Source organism: Kitasatospora sp. NPDC059648, from assembly GCF_042734825.1.
In the GTDB taxonomy this organism is placed as follows: domain Bacteria; phylum Actinomycetota; class Actinomycetes; order Streptomycetales; family Streptomycetaceae; genus Kitasatospora.
In genome coordinates this window covers 29361-48094 of sequence record NZ_JBHWDU010000045.1, presented here as the reverse complement: position 1 = coordinate 48094, position 18734 = coordinate 29361, and the positions used below count along the sequence as shown (strand labels likewise).

The 18734-nt window shown below is 74.3% G+C and carries 14 protein-coding genes; 11 read left to right on the top strand and 3 right to left on the bottom strand.

The window, feature by feature from the left end; all coding sequences use genetic code 11:
* The first annotated feature begins 271 nt into the window (after positions 1–271).
* From ACFV1W_RS24500 to ACFV1W_RS24455, 10 genes are all read left to right on the top strand, one after another.
* Complete coding sequence (locus ACFV1W_RS24500) at positions 272–1951, top strand: CTP synthase (protein WP_380419367.1); 1680 nt, start codon at positions 272–274, stop codon at positions 1949–1951.
* 100 nt (positions 1952–2051) lie between these two features.
* On the top strand, positions 2052–2699 hold the full coding sequence (locus tag ACFV1W_RS24495) for an NUDIX domain-containing protein (RefSeq protein WP_380419366.1): 648 nt from the start codon (positions 2052–2054) through the stop codon (positions 2697–2699).
* Positions 2700–2980: 281 nt separating this feature from the next.
* Entirely contained in the window at positions 2981–5056 is a 2076-nt protein-coding gene (locus ACFV1W_RS24490) for a tetratricopeptide repeat protein (protein ID WP_380419365.1), read from the top strand.
* A gap of 260 nt (positions 5057–5316) precedes the next feature.
* Positions 5317–6432: an alanine dehydrogenase gene (gene ald / locus ACFV1W_RS24485; RefSeq protein ID WP_380419364.1), complete on the top strand. Its 1116-nt coding sequence runs from the start codon at positions 5317–5319 to the stop codon at positions 6430–6432.
* 435 nt (positions 6433–6867) lie between these two features.
* The gene (locus ACFV1W_RS24480) at positions 6868–7935 is read left to right on the top strand and encodes a ParA family protein (RefSeq protein ID WP_030245868.1); all 1068 of its coding nucleotides are present in this window, start codon (positions 6868–6870) and stop codon (positions 7933–7935) included.
* Positions 7932–8528: a hypothetical protein gene (locus tag ACFV1W_RS24475; protein ID WP_380419363.1), complete on the top strand. Its 597-nt coding sequence runs from the start codon at positions 7932–7934 to the stop codon at positions 8526–8528. The genes ACFV1W_RS24480 and ACFV1W_RS24475 overlap by 4 nt, the downstream gene beginning before the upstream one ends.
* A 128-nt stretch (positions 8529–8656) precedes the next feature.
* Positions 8657–9535 carry a segregation and condensation protein A gene (locus ACFV1W_RS24470; RefSeq protein WP_380419362.1) on the top strand — a complete coding sequence of 293 codons (879 nt, stop codon included), beginning with the start codon at positions 8657–8659 and terminating at the stop codon, positions 9533–9535.
* Positions 9536–9822: 287 nt separating this feature from the next.
* Positions 9823–10416 (top strand): SMC-Scp complex subunit ScpB, encoded by a 594-nt coding sequence (locus tag ACFV1W_RS24465; protein WP_380419379.1) that lies wholly within the window; start codon positions 9823–9825, stop codon positions 10414–10416.
* 62 nt (positions 10417–10478) lie between these two features.
* Positions 10479–11729 carry a pseudouridine synthase gene (locus tag ACFV1W_RS24460; RefSeq protein ID WP_380419361.1) on the top strand — a complete coding sequence of 417 codons (1251 nt, stop codon included), beginning with the start codon at positions 10479–10481 and terminating at the stop codon, positions 11727–11729.
* A gap of 222 nt (positions 11730–11951) precedes the next feature.
* A complete protein-coding gene (locus ACFV1W_RS24455; protein WP_380419360.1) occupies positions 11952–12962 on the top strand; it encodes a helix-turn-helix domain-containing protein in 1011 nt (336 codons plus the stop codon).
* A gap of 30 nt (positions 12963–12992) precedes the next feature.
* Here ACFV1W_RS24455 and ACFV1W_RS24450 read toward each other — a convergent pair whose 3' ends face one another.
* The 3 genes from ACFV1W_RS24450 to ACFV1W_RS24440 all read right to left on the bottom strand — a co-directional run bounded on the left by ACFV1W_RS24450 (position 12993) and on the right by ACFV1W_RS24440 (position 17267).
* On the bottom strand, positions 12993–13355 hold the full coding sequence (locus ACFV1W_RS24450) for a DUF952 domain-containing protein (RefSeq protein ID WP_380419359.1): 363 nt from the start codon (positions 13353–13355) through the stop codon (positions 12993–12995).
* 105 nt (positions 13356–13460) lie between these two features.
* Positions 13461–15008, bottom strand: a complete 1548-nt coding sequence (locus tag ACFV1W_RS24445) for a mucoidy inhibitor MuiA family protein (RefSeq protein ID WP_380419358.1) — start codon at positions 15006–15008, stop codon at positions 13461–13463.
* A gap of 6 nt (positions 15009–15014) precedes the next feature.
* On the bottom strand, positions 15015–17267 hold the full coding sequence (locus tag ACFV1W_RS24440; RefSeq protein WP_380419357.1) for a mucoidy inhibitor MuiA family protein: 2253 nt from the start codon (positions 17265–17267) through the stop codon (positions 15015–15017).
* Positions 17268–17645: 378 nt separating this feature from the next.
* Here ACFV1W_RS24440 and ACFV1W_RS24435 point away from each other — a divergent pair, with 378 nt between their 5' ends.
* Positions 17646–18731 (top strand): prephenate dehydrogenase, encoded by a 1086-nt coding sequence (locus ACFV1W_RS24435; RefSeq protein WP_380419356.1) that lies wholly within the window; start codon positions 17646–17648, stop codon positions 18729–18731.
* Positions 18732–18734 lie beyond the last annotated feature (3 nt).

Sequence of the window (18734 nt, the reverse complement as noted above, 5' to 3'; positions counted from 1 at the left end):
GCGGGTGGTGCGACCGGTGTGACTCGTGCGGCGCATGATGCGCCGGTGGTGCGCCCGGCGTACGCTCCCGGAGTGCCGCGCGCGGGCCGAAGGGCGTCCCGGTCAGGTCACTGATACCCTGGTATCCCGTGGACCGGCGGGGTCAAACGCCCCGGACCAGCCGAACCGACGACCCTACGAGCGCCGAGCACTCGCCGGCCTCCCGTCGCCCGGCGAGCCGCGAGCCTCCCGCCCACGTCACCTTCGACACGCGACCCACGGGAGCCCCCTCTTGGCACAGCCCCATTCCGGCAAGGCAGCGAACGGCCGCGCCGTGACGACCAAGCACCTCTTCGTCACCGGGGGTGTCGCCTCTTCGCTCGGCAAGGGGCTGACCGCCTCCAGCCTCGGCGCGCTCCTCAAGGCCCGCGGCCTGCGCGTGACGATGCAGAAGCTGGACCCGTACCTCAACGTGGACCCGGGCACCATGAACCCGTTCCAGCACGGTGAGGTCTTCGTCACCGACGACGGCGCCGAGACCGACCTCGACATCGGTCACTACGAGCGCTTCCTGGACACCAACCTGCACGGCTCCGCGAACGTCACCACCGGCCAGGTGTACTCGACGGTCATCGCCAAGGAGCGCCGCGGCGAGTACCTGGGCGACACCGTCCAGGTCATCCCGCACATCACCAACGAGATCAAGTCCCGCATCCGCCGGATGGCGACCGAGGACGTCGACGTGGTGATCACCGAGGTCGGCGGCACCGTCGGCGACATCGAGTCGCTGCCGTTCCTGGAGGCCGTCCGGCAGGTCCGCCACGAGGTCGGCCGGGACAACGTGTTCTTCGTGCACGTCTCCCTGCTGCCGTACATCGGCCCCTCGGGCGAGCTCAAGACCAAGCCCACCCAGCACTCCGTCGCCGCGCTGCGCAACATCGGCATCCAGCCCGACGCGATCGTGCTGCGCGCCGACCGCGAGGTCCCGCAGGCGATCAAGCGCAAGATCTCGCTGATGTGCGACGTGGACGAGGAGGCCGTGGTCGCGGCCATCGACGCCAAGTCGATCTACGACATCCCCAAGGTGCTGCACGGCGAGGGTCTGGACGCCTACGTGGTGCGCCGCCTGGACCTGCCGTTCCGTGACGTGGACTGGACCACCTGGGACGACCTGCTGCGCCGCGTCCACGAGCCGCAGCACATCGTCAAGGTCGCCCTGGTCGGCAAGTACATCGACCTGCCGGACGCCTACCTGTCGGTGACCGAGGCGCTGCGCGCCGGCGGCTTCGCCAACAACGCCCGGGTCGAGATCAAGTGGGTCACCTCGGACGACTGCGAGACCCCCGAGGGCGCCCGCGGGCAGCTCGGCGACGTCGACGCGATCTGCATCCCCGGCGGGTTCGGCGACCGCGGCGTCAACGGCAAGGTCGGCGCCATCACCTATGCCCGTGAGAACAAGATCCCGCTGCTGGGCCTGTGCCTGGGCCTGCAGTGCGTGGTCATCGAGGCCGCCCGCAACCTGGCCGGGCTGCCCGAGGCCAACTCGACCGAGTTCGACGCCGCCGCCAAGCACCCGGTGATCTCGACGATGGCCGAGCAGCTGGCGATCGTCGACGGCAAGGGCGACCTCGGCGGCACCATGCGCCTGGGCCTGTACCCGGCCAAGCTTGCCGAGGGCTCGATCGTCCGTGAGGTCTACGGCGGCGAGCAGTACGTCGAGGAGCGCCACCGCCACCGCTACGAGGTCAACAACGCCTACCGCGCGGACCTGGAGAAGACCGGCCTGCAGTTCTCCGGCCTCTCGCCCAAGGGCGACCTGGTCGAGTACGTCGAGTACCCGCGCGAGGTGCACCCGTACCTGGTGGCCACCCAGGCCCACCCGGAGCTGAAGTCCCGCCCGACCCGCCCGCACCCGCTGTTCGCGGGTCTGGTCAAGGCGGCCATCGAGATCAAGACCGCGGTCGCCGAGTAGTCGTCTCCTCCTCGGTCGTTCACCGGACGGCGGCCCCGCTATTCCCGCGGGGCCGCCGTCCGGCGTTAGATTGTGTCGTACTGACGAAAAGGGGAGAGCGATGGACGAGCAGCGCGACGTGGTGATCGCCGACAAGGCCGAGGAGTGGGAGGTCCGGGGCAGCTCCACGCCGTTCCAGGGCAAGGTCACCGGCGTGCGCAGCGAGGAGGTCCGGATGCCCGACGGCAGCTGGGCCCGGCGCGACTACCAGACCCACCCGGGCTCGGTCTCCGTGCTCGCCCTGGACGACAAGGAGCGGGTGCTGGTGCTGCGCCAGTACCGACACCCCGTCCGCCAGCGGCTGTGGGAGCTGCCGGCCGGCCTGCTCGACGTGCCGGGCGAGAACCCGTGGCACGCCGCCCAGCGCGAGCTGTACGAGGAGGCCCACTGCAAGGCCGACACCTGGCGGATCCTCGCCGACTACTACACCTCCCCGGGCGGCACCGACGAGGCGCTGCGGATGTTCCTGGCGACCGACCTGTCGGACGCCGAGGGCGAGCGCTACGCAGCCGAGGGGGAGGAGCAGGAGATCGAGGTCGCCTGGGTGCCGGTACCCGAACTGATCCGGCTGATCCACGCCGGGCAGCTGCACAACCCGACCCTGATCACCGGCACCCTCGCCCTGCACGCCGCCCTGACCTCCCCGGAGGGCCTGGACGGGCTGCGCCGCCCGGACGCGCCCTGGCCGGCCCGGCCGTTCGAGGCCTGAGCGCCTCGGAGGCCTGAGCGCCTCGGAGGCGTGAGCGCCTCCGGAGCCGTCCGCCCGTCGGGGGGGGACGGGCCCTTCCTTCCGAGGGGCGGGCGCTCCGCGGGACGTCGGCGAACGACCCGGCTTGATGCCTTGGGGTGATTTGCCGGTTCGTACGACCGGATGTCACCTCGGATCAGCCGGACGGTCGAACTACGCTTCCCAGACAGGGCACCCGTTCCGGGCCGCCCGCTTTTTCGCGCCGGGCGCTGAGCGCGGGATGACGTCGGGAGTGGGCACGGGTGGCGAGGAAGACGGCGACGATGGACCACGGCCCGGACGTGCCCGCGAGTGCCGTCCCGGGCCTCGACCGACTGCCGGCCGGGCCCGCGCTGTTCGCCGGGCGGCGCACCGAGCTGGCCGCGCTGCGGGCGGGTGCCACCCGGCGGGTGAGCGGCCGCTGCCCCCTCCTGGTGCTGGCCGGGCGGCCCGGCTCGGGCCGCACGGCGCTCGCCGCCCGCTTCGCCCGCACCGTCGCCGCCGACTACCCGGACGGCGTGCTGTTCGCCCGGCTCTCCGCCCCCGACGGCGGGCGGGTGCCGCCGGGCCGGGCCGCCCGCCTGTTGCTGGAGCAGCTCGACCCCCGCGCCGCGGTGCCGCTGCCCGGGGGCGTCGAGGACGGCCGGGACGAGCCGGGCTGCGTGGCACTGCGGGAGGCGCTGGCCGGGCTCAAGGTGCTGCTGGTGCTGGACGACGTGCGGGACGCCGGGCAGGTGTGGCCGCTGCTCGCCGACGAGCCCGGCTGCCTGGTGCTCGCCACCACGGCCGGCCCGCTCACCGGGATCGAGGACATCGACCCGGTGATCCTCGGCGGCCTGGACCGGCAGGCCTCCGCAGAACTGCTGGCCGACCTGGTGGGCGGCACCCGGATCTCCTGCGACCCGGTCGGCGCGGCCGACCTCGCCGAGGCCTGCGCCGCCCGGCCCGCCACGCTGCGGCTGATGGCGGGGTGGCTGCGCGCCGACCCCAAGCTCGCCGTCACCGAGGCGGCGCGCGAGCTCAACCGGGTGGTGGGGGAGCAGTCGGGGCCCGCGAAGCCGGACGAGGCGGCCAAGTCCGCGAAGGCCGGGGAGCCCGGGACGGCCGATCGGTCGGGGCGGCCCAAGCCGCAGGAGAAGAAGGGGGAAGGGAAGGCGGCCGGACCCGCTTCCACCGCCGGGTCCGCCGGGCCCGAGCCGGCGGCCGCCGAGCCGGCCGGCAGCCCGGCGAGCTGGGTGAAGCCCGGGCCGGAGCCCGCGGAGCCGGTGCCCGTCCCCGACAACGACCCGCTGCTGGGCGCCTTCACCCTGCTGTACCGGGGGCTGTCGCCCGCCCAGGCGCGGATGCTGCGCACCCTCACCCTGGCCCCGGCGCAGACCGCGGACCTGCGCACCGCCTCCGCCCTCGCCGGCTGCCCGGCGCCGGAGGCCGCGGCGACGCTGGCCGCGCTCGCCGAGCGGGAACTGCTCGGTGAGGAGGCGCCGGCCGTCGACGGCACCCGGCGCTACCGGGTGCCCGGGCGGCTCTACCCGCGGTTGGTCCGGCTGCGGGAGCAGGAGGACCGGCCCGCCGAGACCGAACTCGCCCGGGCCCGGCTGCTGGAGCGGCTGGTCCGGCTCACCGATTCGGCCCGTGCCCTGCTCGACCCGGGCGACGGACCGGTCCCCGACCCGCTGTCGGCCGCGCTGAGGCTGGGCTCGGCCGACCACGCCCGGGACTGGCTGCTCGGGGAACGGGAGCTGCTGCTCGGCGCGGTGGCCGACGCGATCGGCCAGGGCGACCTGGACGGCTCGGCCGGCCGGCTGGTCACCGCGCTGCTGCGGGCGCTGCCGCTGACCGGTGCGGCCGCCCCCGTCGACCTGTACCGGCTGCACGAGCTGGTGCTCACCGTCGCCGTGCGCAAGGGCCGCCCCCGCCGGGCCTCGGCCGCGCTGCTCAATCTGGGCGACCTCCAGGCGGCGGCGGGCCGCTGGGAGCAGGCCGGCGGGCACTACCGGGCCGCCCTGGAACACGCCCGTGCGGTCGGGGACGAACCGCTCTGCGCCCGGGCTCTGGAGGGCGCGGCGGGCTGTCACCGGGCGCTCGGCGACGCGGTGCGTGCCGCCGACTGGTACGGGCGGGCGCTCGGACTGCGGCAGTCGCTGGGGGACCACGCGGCGGAGGCCCGGCTGCTGGCCCGGGTGGCCGAGGCGCACACCGCCCAGCGCCGCTTCGAGGAGGCCGACCGGGAGTACCGGGCAGCCCTGGCGGTGCTGCGCCGGATCGGCGACGAACGGGGCCGGGAGGCCGTCTGGGCCGCCCTCGCGGACCTGCGGGAACGGGTCGACGCCGGGTGGTGAGGGGGGTTTCGGAGGTATCGTCGAAAGTGCCCGGTTGGAGTGCTTTAGGCAGGTAGGTTCGAGTGGAAGCCTACGAACCTGCCAATGTGTTCGGGGAAATTATTCGATTTGGAAGGCTGACACGCCGCCTGGGCTTCATTACACTCGAACTCGTCGCGCAGCGATCCCCCTGCCCCGGCCTGCCCGGAGGCTCCCCACGTGCGCGTCGCCCACCGGTCTTCTCCGGTCGGGACCCCCATGGCAAGAGGACGTGTTTAGCCGTGAAGGTCGGCATCCCCCGCGAGGTCAAGAACCACGAGTACCGCGTGGCCATCACGCCCGCCGGCGTGCATGAGCTGGTCCGCAACGGACACGAGGTCTACATCGAGGACAACGCCGGTCTCGGCTCCTCGATCCCCAACGAGGAGTACGTGGCCGCCGGCGCCACCATCCTCCCCACCGCCGACGAGGTGTGGGCCACCGCCGACCTGCTGCTGAAGGTCAAGGAGCCCATCGCCTCCGAGTACCACCGGCTGCGGAAGGGCCAGACCCTCTTCACGTACCTGCACCTGGCGGCCGACCGGGCCGGTACCGACGCGCTGATCGCCTCGGGCACCACCGCGATCGCGTACGAGACCGTGCAGCTGGGCAACGGTGCGCTGCCGCTGCTCGCCCCGATGTCCGAGGTCGCGGGCCGCCTGGCCCCGCAGGTCGGCTCGTACCACCTGATGCGCCCGGCCGGCGGCCGTGGCGTGCTGCCCGGTGGCGTGCCCGGCACCCACCCGGCCAAGGCCGTCGTCATCGGCGGTGGCGTCTCCGGCTGGCACGCGGCCACCATCGCCATCGGCATGGGCTACGACGTGACCCTGCTGGACCGCGACATCAACAAGCTGCGCGAGGCCGACCGGATCTTCGGCACCAAGATCAAGGCCATCATGTCCAACTCGTTCGAGCTGGAGAAGGCCGTCCTGGACGCCGACCTGGTCATCGGCGCCGTGCTGATCCCGGGCGCCAAGGCCCCGAAGCTGGTCACCAACGAGCTGGTCTCCCGCATGAAGCCGGGCTCCGTGCTCGTCGACATCGCCATCGACCAGGGCGGCTGCTTCGAGGACTCGCACCCGACCACGCACGACGACCCGACCTTCGAGGTCCACAACTCGGTCTTCTACTGCGTGGCCAACATGCCGGGCGCCGTCCCGAACACCTCCACCTACGCGCTGACCAACGCCACCATGCCGTACGTGCTGGAGCTGGCCAACCGTGGCTGGAAGGACGCGCTGCGCCGCGACCCGGCGCTCGCCAAGGGCCTGAACGTCCACGAGGGCCAGATCACCTTCCCGGCCGTGGCCGAGGCCTTCGGCCTGGAGTCGGTCACGCTGGAGAGCGTGCTCGCCTGAACTCCCTGACCGCGCGGCGGTCGTTCGCCCCCGACCCGATCCGTTCGGGCCGGGGGCTTCGCCGTGCCCGCGAACGCCGGGTGGACCGGATGGGTCGCTCTGTCGTCAATTTCAGGCGGTCGTGTCACCCGACCCGCACCGCCCGCAGAAACGTTAGGGTCATAAGCCCGCTCATCCCTTGACAGCAGCCCGCCCGATAGTCGACACATCGTGCCTACTACCGTGGATTGTGTTGCTGCGAACGCCTAGAACGGCCTAGAGTCGCAAACCGTCGGCATGCTGCCACGCTGACGAATCGACATAGAGTCCTGGATCCCCAAGGAGGTAAGACGACTTGTGAATGAGTCGACAATTGCTCCCGGGGGTGGTCAGCCAGGACTGGCGGAGCTCACCGCCGGCCAGCCGAGTGAGGAGCCCGGGGCCCGGCAGCCCTCCGTGGGCTCGGCCGAGGTCGGCTCGGTCGCACTCCGTACCTTCGAAGCACGCCAGAACACAGCGCAGGTGACCACGGTGACCGACCACGACGCCGACTTGGCGGCCTACGGCCTGGCCTACGGCGAGTTCGCCTACGGTGCCTACGACGACCCGGACGCCGAATACGAGCCGGACCCGGAGTACGCCGCCACGCTGGCCCCCGACGCCGCGCGGCAGCGCCGCGAGCGGGTCGGCCCGACCGGCCGTCCGCTCCCGTACTTCCCGATCCCCGCGCCGGTCGCCGAGCACGGCCCCGCCCAGATCATCGCCATGTGCAACCAGAAGGGCGGCGTCGGCAAGACCACGTCGACCATCAACCTGGGCGCGGCGCTGGCCGAGTACGGCCGCCGGGTGCTGCTCGTCGACTTCGACCCGCAGGGCGCGCTCTCGGTCGGCCTCGGCGTCAATCCGATGGAGCTCGACGTCACCGTCTACAACCTGCTCATGGAGCGGGGCCTGACGGCCGATGAGGTGCTGCTCAAGACCGCCGTCCCCGGCATGGACCTGCTGCCCTCCAACATCGACCTCTCCGCCGCCGAGGTGCAGCTGGTCAGCGAGGTGGCCCGGGAGTCCGCGCTGGCGCGCGCCCTGAAGCCGCTGCTGCCGGACTACGACTACGTCATCATCGACTGCCAGCCCTCGCTGGGCCTGCTGACGGTCAATGCGCTGACGGCCGCTCACAGCGTGATCGTTCCGCTGGAGTGCGAGTTCTTCGCGCTGCGCGGTGTCGCGCTGCTGACCGAGACCATCGAGAAGGTGTGCGAGCGGCTCAACCCCGAGCTGCGCCTGGACGGCATCCTCGCCACCATGTACGACTCGCGCACCGTGCACAGCCGTGAGGTGCTGGCGCGGGTCGTCGAGGCGTTCGGCGAGCACGTCTTCCACACCGTCATCGGGCGCACCGTGCGCTTCCCGGAGACCACCGTCGCCGGCGAGCCCATCACGACGTACGCGACCAACTCGGTCGGTGCCGCCGCCTACCGCCAGCTCGCCAGGGAGGTGCTCGACCGGTGCCGCCCCGCCGAGTGAGTCTCCCGGGTGCCGACGAGCTGTTCCGGACCACCGGCGGGATGGCGCTGTCGCCGTCCCTCGCGCCGCGTCCGGCCGCCGAGGCATCCAGACCGGAGACCGCGCGGACCGTCAACGGCACGGACGGCACCGAAGGGGTCGAGGCCGTCCAGGACGACCGGCGGGCGCCGCAGGAGCAGCAGTCGGCCGCCGCGGTGCCGCCGCCCGGCCAGCGCACGGCCGGGGGCCAGGGCGCCGCGCCGGGCGAGGCCCAGGCCGCGAAGACCGTGACCGGAGGCCGGCCCGCCGCCGCTCCGGCGCCCCGCGCCCACGCGGGTGCCGCCGAGGAGCAGGCCGCCGCCGGACGCGCCCGTCCGCGCGGCCGTGCGCCGCGCCGGCCCAGTGGGCGCGAGCGGCACGACGAGAAGATCACCGTGTACGTGTCCGCCGAGGAGCTCATGGACCTGGAGCACACCCGGCTGGTGCTGCGCGGCGAGCACGGCCTGGCCGTGGACCGCGGGCGGATCGTCCGGGAGGCCATCGCGGTCGTCCTGGCGGACCTGGAGCAGCGCGGCGAGGCCTCGATCCTGGTCCGGCGGCTGCGCGGCCGGTAGGGCGCCCCCGCCGGGCGCCGACGGCGGCGGCCGGGTCGGTGAGTCGACGTGTCGGTGAGTCGACGTGTCGGCGTGTCGGTGGGACCCGGGGCGGGCCGGGCCGTGCGGGCGGGCGAAGATGGACCGTCATGCCGAGCACCGTCGAACCAGCCGCCAGCGCCGTGGACGCCACCGAGGAGGAGTCGCGGGGCGGCTTCCGGGTACGGCTGGACAACTTCGAGGGCCCCTTCGACCTGCTGCTCGGCCTGATCGCCAAGCACAAGCTGGACGTCACCGAGGTGGCGCTGGCCACCGTGACGGACGAGTTCCTGGCGCACATCCGGGCGATGGGCCCGGACTGGGACCTGGACGCGGCGACCGAGTTCCTGGTGGTGGCCGCCACACTGCTCGACCTCAAGGCCGCCCGGCTGCTGCCGGTGGCCGAGGTCGAGGACGAGGCGGACCTCGCCCTGCTGGAGGCGCGTGACCTGCTGTTCGCGCGGTTGCTGCAGTACCGGGCGTACAAGCGGGCGGCGGCGCTGTTCGGCGAGCGCTGGGCGGCCGAGCTGCTGCGGCGGCCCCGGACCGTCGGACTGGAGCCCCGGCACGCGGAGCTGCTGCCCGAGGTGGTGATCACCGTCGGGCCGGAGCGGCTCGCCCGGCTCGCGGCCAAGGCCATGGAGCCCAAGCCGAAGCCGGTGGTGTACGTGGACCACATCCACACCCCGCCGGTCAGCGTGCGCGAGCAGGCCTCCCTGGTGGTCGACCTGCTCACCGGCCTCGGCGAGGCCTCCTTCCAACAGCTGGTCGCGGACGCGCCGGACACCCTGGTGGTGGTCGCCCGCTTCCTGGCACTGCTGGAGCTGTACCGGGAGCGGGTGCTGGCCTTCGAGCAGCCGGAGGCGCTCGGCGAGCTACGGGTGCGCTGGGTGGCCGAGGAGGGCCGGGGCGCGGTCGAGGTGACCGACGAGTTCGACCGGCCGGCGGGTGAGCCGGAGCGGTCCCAGGAGGAGGGCGGGCGGCGATGAGCGGCGGGAACGACGGCGGGCGGCCGGTGCGGCGCCCGCTCGGGCTGCCGGGGCGGCCCCGGGCAGAGGAGTGGCTGGAGCCGGCCTTCGCGCTGCTGCCGGAGCCGGCGGCCGGGTCGGCGGCGCCGGGCCAGGGGGAGGGCGAGCCCCGGGTGGTGCACCGGAAGTCGGCTCCGTCGACTTCCGGTGCTCCCGGGCAGGAGCCGGCAGGTGTTCCCGAGGAGCCCGTCGGTGCTGCGGAGGAGCCGGCCGGGCCGGGGCTGAGGGCCGAGCTGGAGGCCGTCCTGATGGTCGTCGACGAGCCGGTCGGGGAGGAGCGGCTGGCCGGGTCGCTGGAGCGGCCGCGGGCCGAGGTGGCGCGGGCGCTGCGCGAGCTGGCCGCCGAGTACACCGCCCAGGGACGCGGGTTCGACCTGCGGCTGGTGGCCGGCGGCTGGCGGTTCTACAGCCGGGACACCTGCGCCGCGGCCGTCGACCGCTTCCTGCTGGACGGCCAGCAGGCCCGGCTGACCCAGGCCGCGCTGGAGACCCTGGCGGTGGTCGCCTACCGGCAGCCGGTGTCCAGATCACGGGTTTCCGCCGTCCGCGGTGTGAACTGTGACGGCGTGATGCGTACCCTGGTACAGCGAGGACTGGTGGAAGAGGCCGGATCCGAGCCTGAAACAGGTGCGATCCTGTATCGGACGACGAACTACTTCCTGGAACGGATGGGGCTCCGCGGCTTGGACGAGCTGCCGGAGCTCGCTCCCTTCCTGCCCGAGGTCGACGACGTGGAAGCGGAGTCCCTGGAGGGCACGATGATCGCGGAGGCGGTCGCCGCCGCTGCCGTGCAGGCCGCGGACGGCAGTGGCGAGGCCGGTCGGGCAACGCACGATCGGTAGGGGGAGGTGAGGTCGGCCGAGACGACCGCACATCCCAGACGGAACGACGTACGGACACTTTGATGCGTAGCAGTGGCAACGGCAGGAACGGCAGCGGCGGCGGCAGCGGTCGCGGCGGACAGGGCGGGGGCCGGGGCGGCTCCTACGGCGGCGGCAGCGGCAGCGGTCGCGGCGGCTCGGGGTCGGGCTCGCGCGGCGGTTCGTACGGCGGCGGCAGCGGTCGCGGCGGCTCGTACGGCGGCGGCTCGGGCTCGGGCTCGGGTTCGCGCGGCGGCTCGTACGGGCGGGACGGCGGCCGCCGGGACGACCGGCGCGACGACCGCCGCTACCCGGACCGCCCGCTGCGGCCCGAGGAGCGCAAGTACGACCGCCCCGAGTACGGCGGCGGCCCCAACGCCACCCCGGCGCGCGGCGGCTTCGCCGGCCGTCGCCCCGGTCCGGCCCCGCGCCCGCGCCGGGAGGGCCAGGGCGCCCCGGGCGACCCGCGCCGCCAGCCGCAGCGCTCGCGGGAGCTGCAGGCCAGGATCGAGGACGCCGTCCTCGCCCGGCACGACAAGCCGGCCGTCAAGCTGCCCAAGACCTTCGGCGAGCCCGAGGGCGAGCGCCTGCAGAAGGTGCTGGCCCGGGCGGGCATCGGCAGCCGGCGCGCCTGCGAGGAGCTGATCGAGCAGGGCCGGGTCGAGGTCAACGGCAAGCGGGTCACCGAGCAGGGCAAGCGGGTCGACCCGCAGAAGGACGAGATCAAGGTGGACGGCCTGACCGTCGCCACCCAGTCCTACCTGTTCTTCGCGCTGAACAAGCCGGCCGGTGTGGTCTCCACCATGGAGGACCCGGACGGGCGCCAGTGCCTGGGCGACTACGTGACCAACCGGGAGACCCGGCTGTTCCACGTCGGCCGGCTGGACACCGAGACCGAGGGCATCATCCTGCTCACCAACCACGGCGAGCTGGCCCACCGCCTCACCCACCCCAAGTACGGCGTGACCAAGACCTACCTGGCCGCCATCCAGGGCCCGATCCCGCGCGATCTGGGCAAGCAGCTGGCCCAGGGCGTGGAGCTGGAGGACGGCTACGCCCGCGCCGACAGCTTCAAGGTCGTCTCCAACGTCGGCAAGAACTACCTGGTCGAGGTGACCCTCCACGAGGGCCGCAAGCACATCGTCCGCCGGATGCTGTCCGAGGTCGGCTTCCCGGTCGAGAAGCTGGTGCGCACCCACTTCGGTCCGATCGCGCTCGGCGACCAGAAGTCGGGGTGGCTGCGCCGGCTGACCAACCCGGAGGTCGGCCAGCTGATGCGCGAGGTCGGTCTGTAACCGGCGGTTCACCCGGACTTCTTCGGAGGGTCCCCCGCCCGTGGTGGCGGGGGACCCTCCGGCGTTGGCTGTGAGCCGGGACGCAACCGCTGGTCACGGCCTTGTCAGCGTCATGATCCGTGGCCGAGGATGGCCACCGGAGCACCGGCCCGCCGAGTGGCGGGACTGCGCCAGCACGGCGTCGGAGGGGGTGCTCCGGGGCGAACAGGGGGAGACGGCGTCGTGTCCGATGCAGCACTGGGGCGGTCCGCCGGGCACGCGCTCGGCCCGTTGGGACTGGCCGAGCCGGACGGGCAGGTGTACGCGGCGCTGGTGGCCAATCCGCAGTCCACCGCGGAGGAGCTGGCCGAGAGCTGCGCCCTGACGTTCCAGCAGTGCGTGCGCGCGCTGGACCGGCTGGCGCAGCAGGGGATGGCCACCCGGGCGCCGGTGGACCGGGAGCGCTACCTGCCGGTCGCCCCGGACGTCGCGATAGGGACCCTGATCGGCCACCGGGAGTCCGAACTGCGGCACGCCCGGGCCGAGATGCACCGGCTGATGGACGCCTTCCGGGAGGCCTCCCGCTACACCGACCCGGCGCACTCGGTGGAGGTGCTGACCGGTGGCGAGGCGATCGCCCAGCGGCTGGAGCACATCACCGGGACCAGCCAGTACCAGGTGCGCGGCTTCGACCGCCCGCCGTACATCCAGGACCCGGTGGCGGCGATGCCGCTGCAGCGGCGGCGGCTGCGGGAGGGGCTGAGGTTCCGGACGATCTACGACCGGGACGCGGTGGCCTGGCCGGGCCGGCTGGAGAAGAACATCATGGTCGGCGTCGCGGACGGCGAGCAGGCGCGGGTGCGGCCTACGCTGCCGATGAAGATGATCATCTCGGACGACCGGATGGCGATCATCCCGATCAGCGTCGGCGACAGCGTGCTGGACGCGGCCTACGTGATCCACCCCTCGGCGCTGCTCCAGGCGCTGGACACGCTGTTCGAGGCGGAGTGGGAACGGGCCGTACAGCTGCAGGCCGCGATCGGCACGGGAGAGGCGGCGTCGGCGGAGCCGGACGCCGACCACCGCAAGCTGCTCGGCCTGCTCGCCGCCGGGCTGACCGACGAGTCGATCGCCCGCTCGCTGGGCTGGAGCGCCCGGACCACCCAGCGGCGGCTGCAGGCCCTGATGCGGTCACTGGGCGCCACCACCCGCTTCCAGGCCGGGATGGCGGCCCGGGAGCGGGGGTGGCTGTGAGCGGCCGGGGGTTCGTCAGCTCGTGGTTCCTCAGCTCCAGGGGCTGAGGGAGGACCAGCGGCCGTCCGGGCCGCGCTCGACCTTCTCCAAGCCGACCACGGCGGTGCGGTTCAGCCGGCCGTAGATGTGCGGGAACAGGACCCCGGGGGTGGCGCCGGGCGGCGGGGCGCCGTGCGGCGCCTCCCACTTGACCATCGGCTCCACCAGTGCCTCATCGATCAGCAACACCATCAGCGGGTCCGGGGTGTCGGCGAAGAAGGCGTTGGCCACCGCGAGCGCCGTCTGCTCGTCCGCCGAGCAGTGGATGAACCCGTCGGTGAGCAGGGACGCGGTGGCGTACGGGCGGCCGGGGTCGGACAGCCAGTCGTCCAGGGGTGCGAGGTGGAGGATCATGTTCCTTTTGTACCCGCTTTCGGGTTCCGATTCCGGTCCTGAGCGGTCGTCACTGGGAGCCGGGCCTCACGGCCGGGTCGCGGGGCCGGGCCTCGGGGCCGGGCCTCACAGTCCGGCCACCTTGGCCGAGGCGGAGATCTCGTACACCAGGGTGAGGCTGCGTCGGGCGCCCGGACCGAGCGGGACGTCCCAGCGGACGATGCCCTCGGCGTCGAAGGAGTCCGGAGCCGGGGAGCACTCCTCCTTGCGCAGCCGCACCTCCACCGCGGCCACCTCGGAGACCGGGACCCGTTCGCGCACCGTGACCAGCTGCTCGTCGCGCTCCTCCGGGCCGGAGAAGCGGGACAGGTGCACCTGGACGGTGCGCTTGGTGGTCTGGCGGCCGCTCAGGGCGGCGGTGGCCTGGCGCTCGTCGGTCTCCCGGACCACCCGGTAGCCGTCCGTGCCGCCGAAGGACAGCTCGGCCTCGGCGCCGGCGGCGGTGAAGCGCAGCTCTCCGCGCCCGGTGAAGCCGCTGCCGCGCACCAGCTCGACCGGGCCGGCCAGCAGCGGGTGCCCGGCCGCGTTGCGGAACCGGACCACCTGGGTGACCAGCGGGGACAGCTCGGGGGCGCAGGCGTACTCGGTCTTCGCCGGGCCGGTGAAGGCGCCCAGCGGGACCCGGTGCGCCCGGCCGTCGGAGGGGACGGTGGCCGGGGCGGGGGCGGGCAGCACCCGCACCTCGCCGCCGTCGTCCAGACCGGGGACGGCGGCGCCCGGGCCGAGGGTGCCGACCTCCTCCTCGCGCAGCTCGACCTCGACCGTGCGGCGCTCCTCGTCGGTGCGCTCGCGCAGGGTCAGCCGGTCCTCGGTGAGCGCGGGCGGATCGGTGGCCAGGGCGGACCGGGCGGTGGAGAAGGTCAGCCGGGCGCCGGTCCAGTCCTCGCCGGTGCGCTGCCAGACCACCGCCTCCGACTCCAGGCGCAGGTCGCCGCCGTCCAGGGTGGCGCGGTAGGACGGGCGCCACAGGGCGCAGGGCACCAGGTGGTGGACGGTCAGCCCGGTCGGGCCGGGCCGCTCGGCCTCGACGGTCAGCTCCAGGTGGGCGAGCAGTTCGGCGGGCTCCTCCTCGGCCCGGTCCAGGGCCAGCAGGGCCTGCGAGCGTTCCTGGTCCAGCCGGCGCAGCCGGGAGTGGATGGCGCGCAGCTCCTCGCCGTAGCGCTCGCGCTCGGCGTCCACCCGGTCCAGCTCGCGGGCCCAGCGGGTGCGCTCGATCTCGCCGACGCCGGCGCCCTCGCCGACCTCGCGCAGCAGGTCGGTGCTCAGCTGGGCGAGCAGGGCGAGGCGGGCCTCCAGTCGGGCCCGGGTCTGCTCCGCCAGCCGGGACTCGGCCTCCAGTTCGTGCAGCCGGTGGCGCAGCGCGGAGTCCTCCGGGCCGGGCGGCAGCGGGGCGCGCGGGGTCCAGGTGCGCACCAGCCGGGCCTCCAGCACCCGGGTGCCGGGGGCGGCGGACTCGGCCCGCAGGGTGCGGTCGACGGCGAGGGCGGTGAGCGGGCCCAGCCGCAGTCGCTGGACGCCCCCGGCGAGCTCGACGGTCACCGCGCGTTCGACCTGGGCGCGGTCCTCCAGGCAGGTGACGGCGGTGACGGGGAGAGGGACGGTCTCTTCGGTCATCTGTTGTCAGTTCCTCCGGTTTCCGCCGACGATGGCCTTTCCGGCCGGGATCTTGATCTGGTAACCGCCGTCCAGCTCGGTGCGGCCGCCCGGCGGCAGTTCGATCCGCCAGAGCCGGGTGCCGGGCGGGCACTCCGGGCTGGGGACGGCCGGCGCGTGCCAGTCGGCGCGCTCCTCGATCCGGATCTCGGCGTCGGAGGCGAGCGGCACGCGTTCGCGGACCTCGACCGTGACGGCGCGGCCGAGCCGGTTGGCGAGCTGGACGTGCACCCGGTGGTCGAGCACCGTGCTGTTGCCCTTCAGCATGCCCGTGGCGGACTCGTGCAGCTCGGTGCGGCGCGCCACCTCGATGCTCTCGGTCACGCCGATGCCCAGGTGTCGGGTCTCGCCGGGGGCGAGGGTGGGCAGGGCGGCGGTGAGCAGGAACTCGTCGTCCACGGTGACCTCGACCGGGCCCGCCAGCACGGCGCGGTCGGTGCGGTTGGCGAGCACCAGGGTCGCGTACACCTTCTGCTCGACGGCGGGGACGGTGACGTACTCGGGGCTGACGGAGAGCGGGATCTCGTCGACCGTGACGGAGTGCCAGGTGCCGTCGGAGGGGATGTCGGCGGGGGCGGCGGCGTCGAAACGGTGGTCGAAGGAGCCGGCCGACCGGCGGGGTGGGACGGCGTGGCGGGGGAGCGGGAGGTCGCGCAGCCGGGCGCCGCCGGGGCCGCCGGGGAGGAAGCGTTCCAGCTCGGCGCGCTCGACCCGGGCCGGGTCGGGGCGCAGGGTGCCGCGGCGGTCGGTGGGGTCGTCGGGGCCGGCCAGCCGGAGGCCGGGGTAGTCGAGCAGGACGGCGTCGGGGGCGAGGCCGGTGGCCGCGGGCGGGATGGCGGCGCGGCGGAGGGCCTTCTGCGGCGGGGCGCCGCCGAAGGACTGGGGCACGGGGGCGCTGCCGGGGGCCTGGGGTGCGGGGGCGGTCGGTGTGGTTGCGGTCGGTGCGGGTGCGGGGGCGCTCGCGGCGGGTGGGGCGCCGTAGCCGGCGAAGCCTGGCGGTGGGGGCATGGGGACCGGCTCCCGGACGCCGAGCGATCCGCCGACGGGCGGGCCGGCCGGTGCCGCCTCGTCCGGGCCGAGGTCGGCGCTGGCGGCGGGCCGGGCGCCTCCGGCCTGGGGCCTGCGGCGGCGCTCGGCGGGCTCGGCGGGCCCGGCGAACACGGCGGGCTCGGGACCGAAGGCGGCGACCGGGATCGGGGTGCCGGGGCGGGGGGTGACGGGTCGGTCGGCGGCGGCCGCGTCGTAGCCGGTGAAGAGGTCGGACAGGCCGGCCGGGGGCTCGCGCCAGCCGGAGGGCGGCGGGGCCGGCTGGCTGCGGCCGATCCGCAGCGAGGACAGCCGGGGCAGGTCGGTGCGGCGCTCCAGGTCGGCGGTGGACAGGGCGAGCCGTACGCCGGTCCAGTCCTCGCCGGTGTGCTGGGCGACGGCGGCGCGCAGGACCAGGTGGGCGGTGTCGGCGCCGGTGCGGTGGCTGAGGCGGTAGGCGGGCACCCAGCGGGCGGCGGGGACGCCGTACTCCAGCTCCAGTTCCACCTGCGTGGCCGGTCCGGGCTGTTCGGTGCCCTCGGGGTCGGCTCGGGTTCCGGTGGCCAGGGTGAGCACCACGGTGTCGGTGGCCTGGACCGGCTCCGTCCGCCCGGCGGTGGACGCGCGCTCCAGTCGGTCGGCGGCCAACTGGCGTTCGTGTTCCGCGAGTTCGATTTCCCGGGTGAGCTGCTCGGCGCGCTCCTGGAGGCGGGCCAGCCGCTCGTCGACGAAGTCGGCGAGTTCCAGCCAGGCGTCGGCGGGGGTGCGGCGCAGCGGTTCGTCGCGGCGGCGCTGGGGCGGGACGGCGCGCAGCGCGGCGGTCTCGGCGATCGCGGTCCGGACCACCCGGTGGCGCTCGTTCAGTGCGCCCTGGCGCTCCATGGCCTCGTCCAACTCACGGCGCATCCGCGGTAGTTCGTCGGAATCGTGGAGCTCGGCGACGGTCTCCAGACGGGCCTCGACGACCGCCGTGCCGACCGGGCCGGCGAGCACTCGGGCGCGCAGCGAGTCGGCGTCCAGCGAGCCGGGCAGGCCGGTCAGCCGCAGCCGTCCGCCGGGAGGGACCGGGACGGTGGCCCGGCGGCGGCACACCGCGCCCTCGGCGTACACCACGACGGAGTCCAGGACCGACGGGTGGGCCGGTACGGTCGGCGGTTCGGTCGGCCCGGTGTGACTGCTGTGCTGATCGTCCATGCGCAACCCCTTCGTTCGCGTCCGGTGTGCCGCGGCTCGCCCCGCCGCCCCCCGGCGGCCAGTGTGCCCCGCTCGGGGCCGGGCGTCGCCGGATTTCCCGGGGCGCGGCGTGTGCACCGTAGGGGACGAGGGCGGGGGCGTGATGGTTGCCGGGGGGCGCCGGGGGTGCCGGGGCCCGGGCGCGATCGGCTGGTGGGGCCCGGGGTTGGTGGGGTTGGCGGGGTCAGGGGTTTTCGCGGGCCGTCGGATGGGAGGATGGGGCGCGGGTGCTCCCGGCCGGTTCTGGCGGTGCGGCACCCGTTGGGACCGTGGCACCTGTTGAGCACCGCCAGCGAGAACCGTCCAGTCGAGAACCGTGATCGAGGAGAGCCACCCGCCATGCGCACTGCCGTCGTCGTCGGCACCGGACTGATCGGCACCTCCGCAGCCCTGGCCCTGGCCGCACGCGGGCTGACCGTCCATCTGGAGGACGCCGACCCGGACGCCGCCCGCACCGCCGAGTCGCTCGGCGCAGGCATCACCGAACCGGCCGAGGGGCCGGTCGACCTGGCGATCATCGCCGTCCCGCCGGCCCTGGTCGGCAAGGTGCTCGCGGACTGCCAGCGCCGCAACCTGGCGCACTGGTACACCGACGTGGCCAGCGTGAAGTCCGGCCCACGAAGTGAGATCGCCGCCCTCGGCCTGGACACCGTCCACTACATCGGTAGTCACCCGATGGCCGGCCGCGAGCGCTCCGGGCCGCTGGCCGCCCGCGCCGACCTGTTCGAGGGCCGTCCCTGGGTGCTCACCCCGACCGCCGACACCGACACCGACACGCTCAACGCCGCGCTGGAGCTCGTCGCGCTGTGCGGAGCGGTGCCGATCGTGATGGACGCGGACGCGCACGACCGGGCCGTGGCCCTGGTCTCGCACGCCCCGCAGCTGGTCTCCTCATTGGTCGCGGCCCGGCTGGAGAACGCGGACGAGACGGCCATAAGGCTCTCCGGCCAGGGCGTGCGCGACGTGACCCGGATCGCCGCCTCCAACCCGGCGATGTGGGTCGACATCCTGTCCGCCAACGCGGGCGCGGTCGCGGACGTGCTGGAGGAGGTCGCCGGCGACCTCGGTGAGACCGTCATCGCGCTGCGTGCCCTGGCGGCCGAGGAGGAGGGCGAGCGCCGGGCCGGTGCCGAGGGCATCGAGGCGGTCATGCGGCGCGGCAACACCGGCCAGGCCCGCATCCCCGGCAAGCACGGCGCCCCGCCCACCCGGTACGAGACCGTCGCGGTGGTGCTCGGGGACCAGCCGGGCGAGCTGGGCCGGCTGTTCGGGGAGGTCGGCGAGGCCGGGGTCAACATCGAGGACGTCCTCATCGAGCACTCGGACGGGCAGCAGGTCGGCTTCGTCCAGCTGTCGGTCGCGCCGATGTCGGTCAAGCGGCTGACGGCGGCGCTGCGCGCGGGCGGCTGGAGCGTTCGGGACTGACGG

Coding starts and splice junctions, on each gene's coding strand:
- ACFV1W_RS24495 (WP_380419366.1), top strand. CDS start 2,052: ATGGACGAGCAGCGCGACGTGGTGATCGCCGACAAGGCCGAGGAGTGG.
- ACFV1W_RS24470 (WP_380419362.1), top strand. CDS start 8,657: ATGCCGAGCACCGTCGAACCAGCCGCCAGCGCCGTGGACGCCACCGAG.
- ACFV1W_RS24465 (WP_380419379.1), top strand. CDS start 9,823: ATGGTCGTCGACGAGCCGGTCGGGGAGGAGCGGCTGGCCGGGTCGCTG.
- ACFV1W_RS24460 (WP_380419361.1), top strand. CDS start 10,479: ATGCGTAGCAGTGGCAACGGCAGGAACGGCAGCGGCGGCGGCAGCGGT.
- ACFV1W_RS24450 (WP_380419359.1), bottom strand. CDS start 13,355: ATGATCCTCCACCTCGCACCCCTGGACGACTGGCTGTCCGACCCCGGC.
- ACFV1W_RS24445 (WP_380419358.1), bottom strand. CDS start 15,008: ATGACCGAAGAGACCGTCCCTCTCCCCGTCACCGCCGTCACCTGCCTG.
- ACFV1W_RS24440 (WP_380419357.1), bottom strand. CDS start 17,267: ATGGACGATCAGCACAGCAGTCACACCGGGCCGACCGAACCGCCGACC.
- ACFV1W_RS24435 (WP_380419356.1), top strand. CDS start 17,646: ATGCGCACTGCCGTCGTCGTCGGCACCGGACTGATCGGCACCTCCGCA.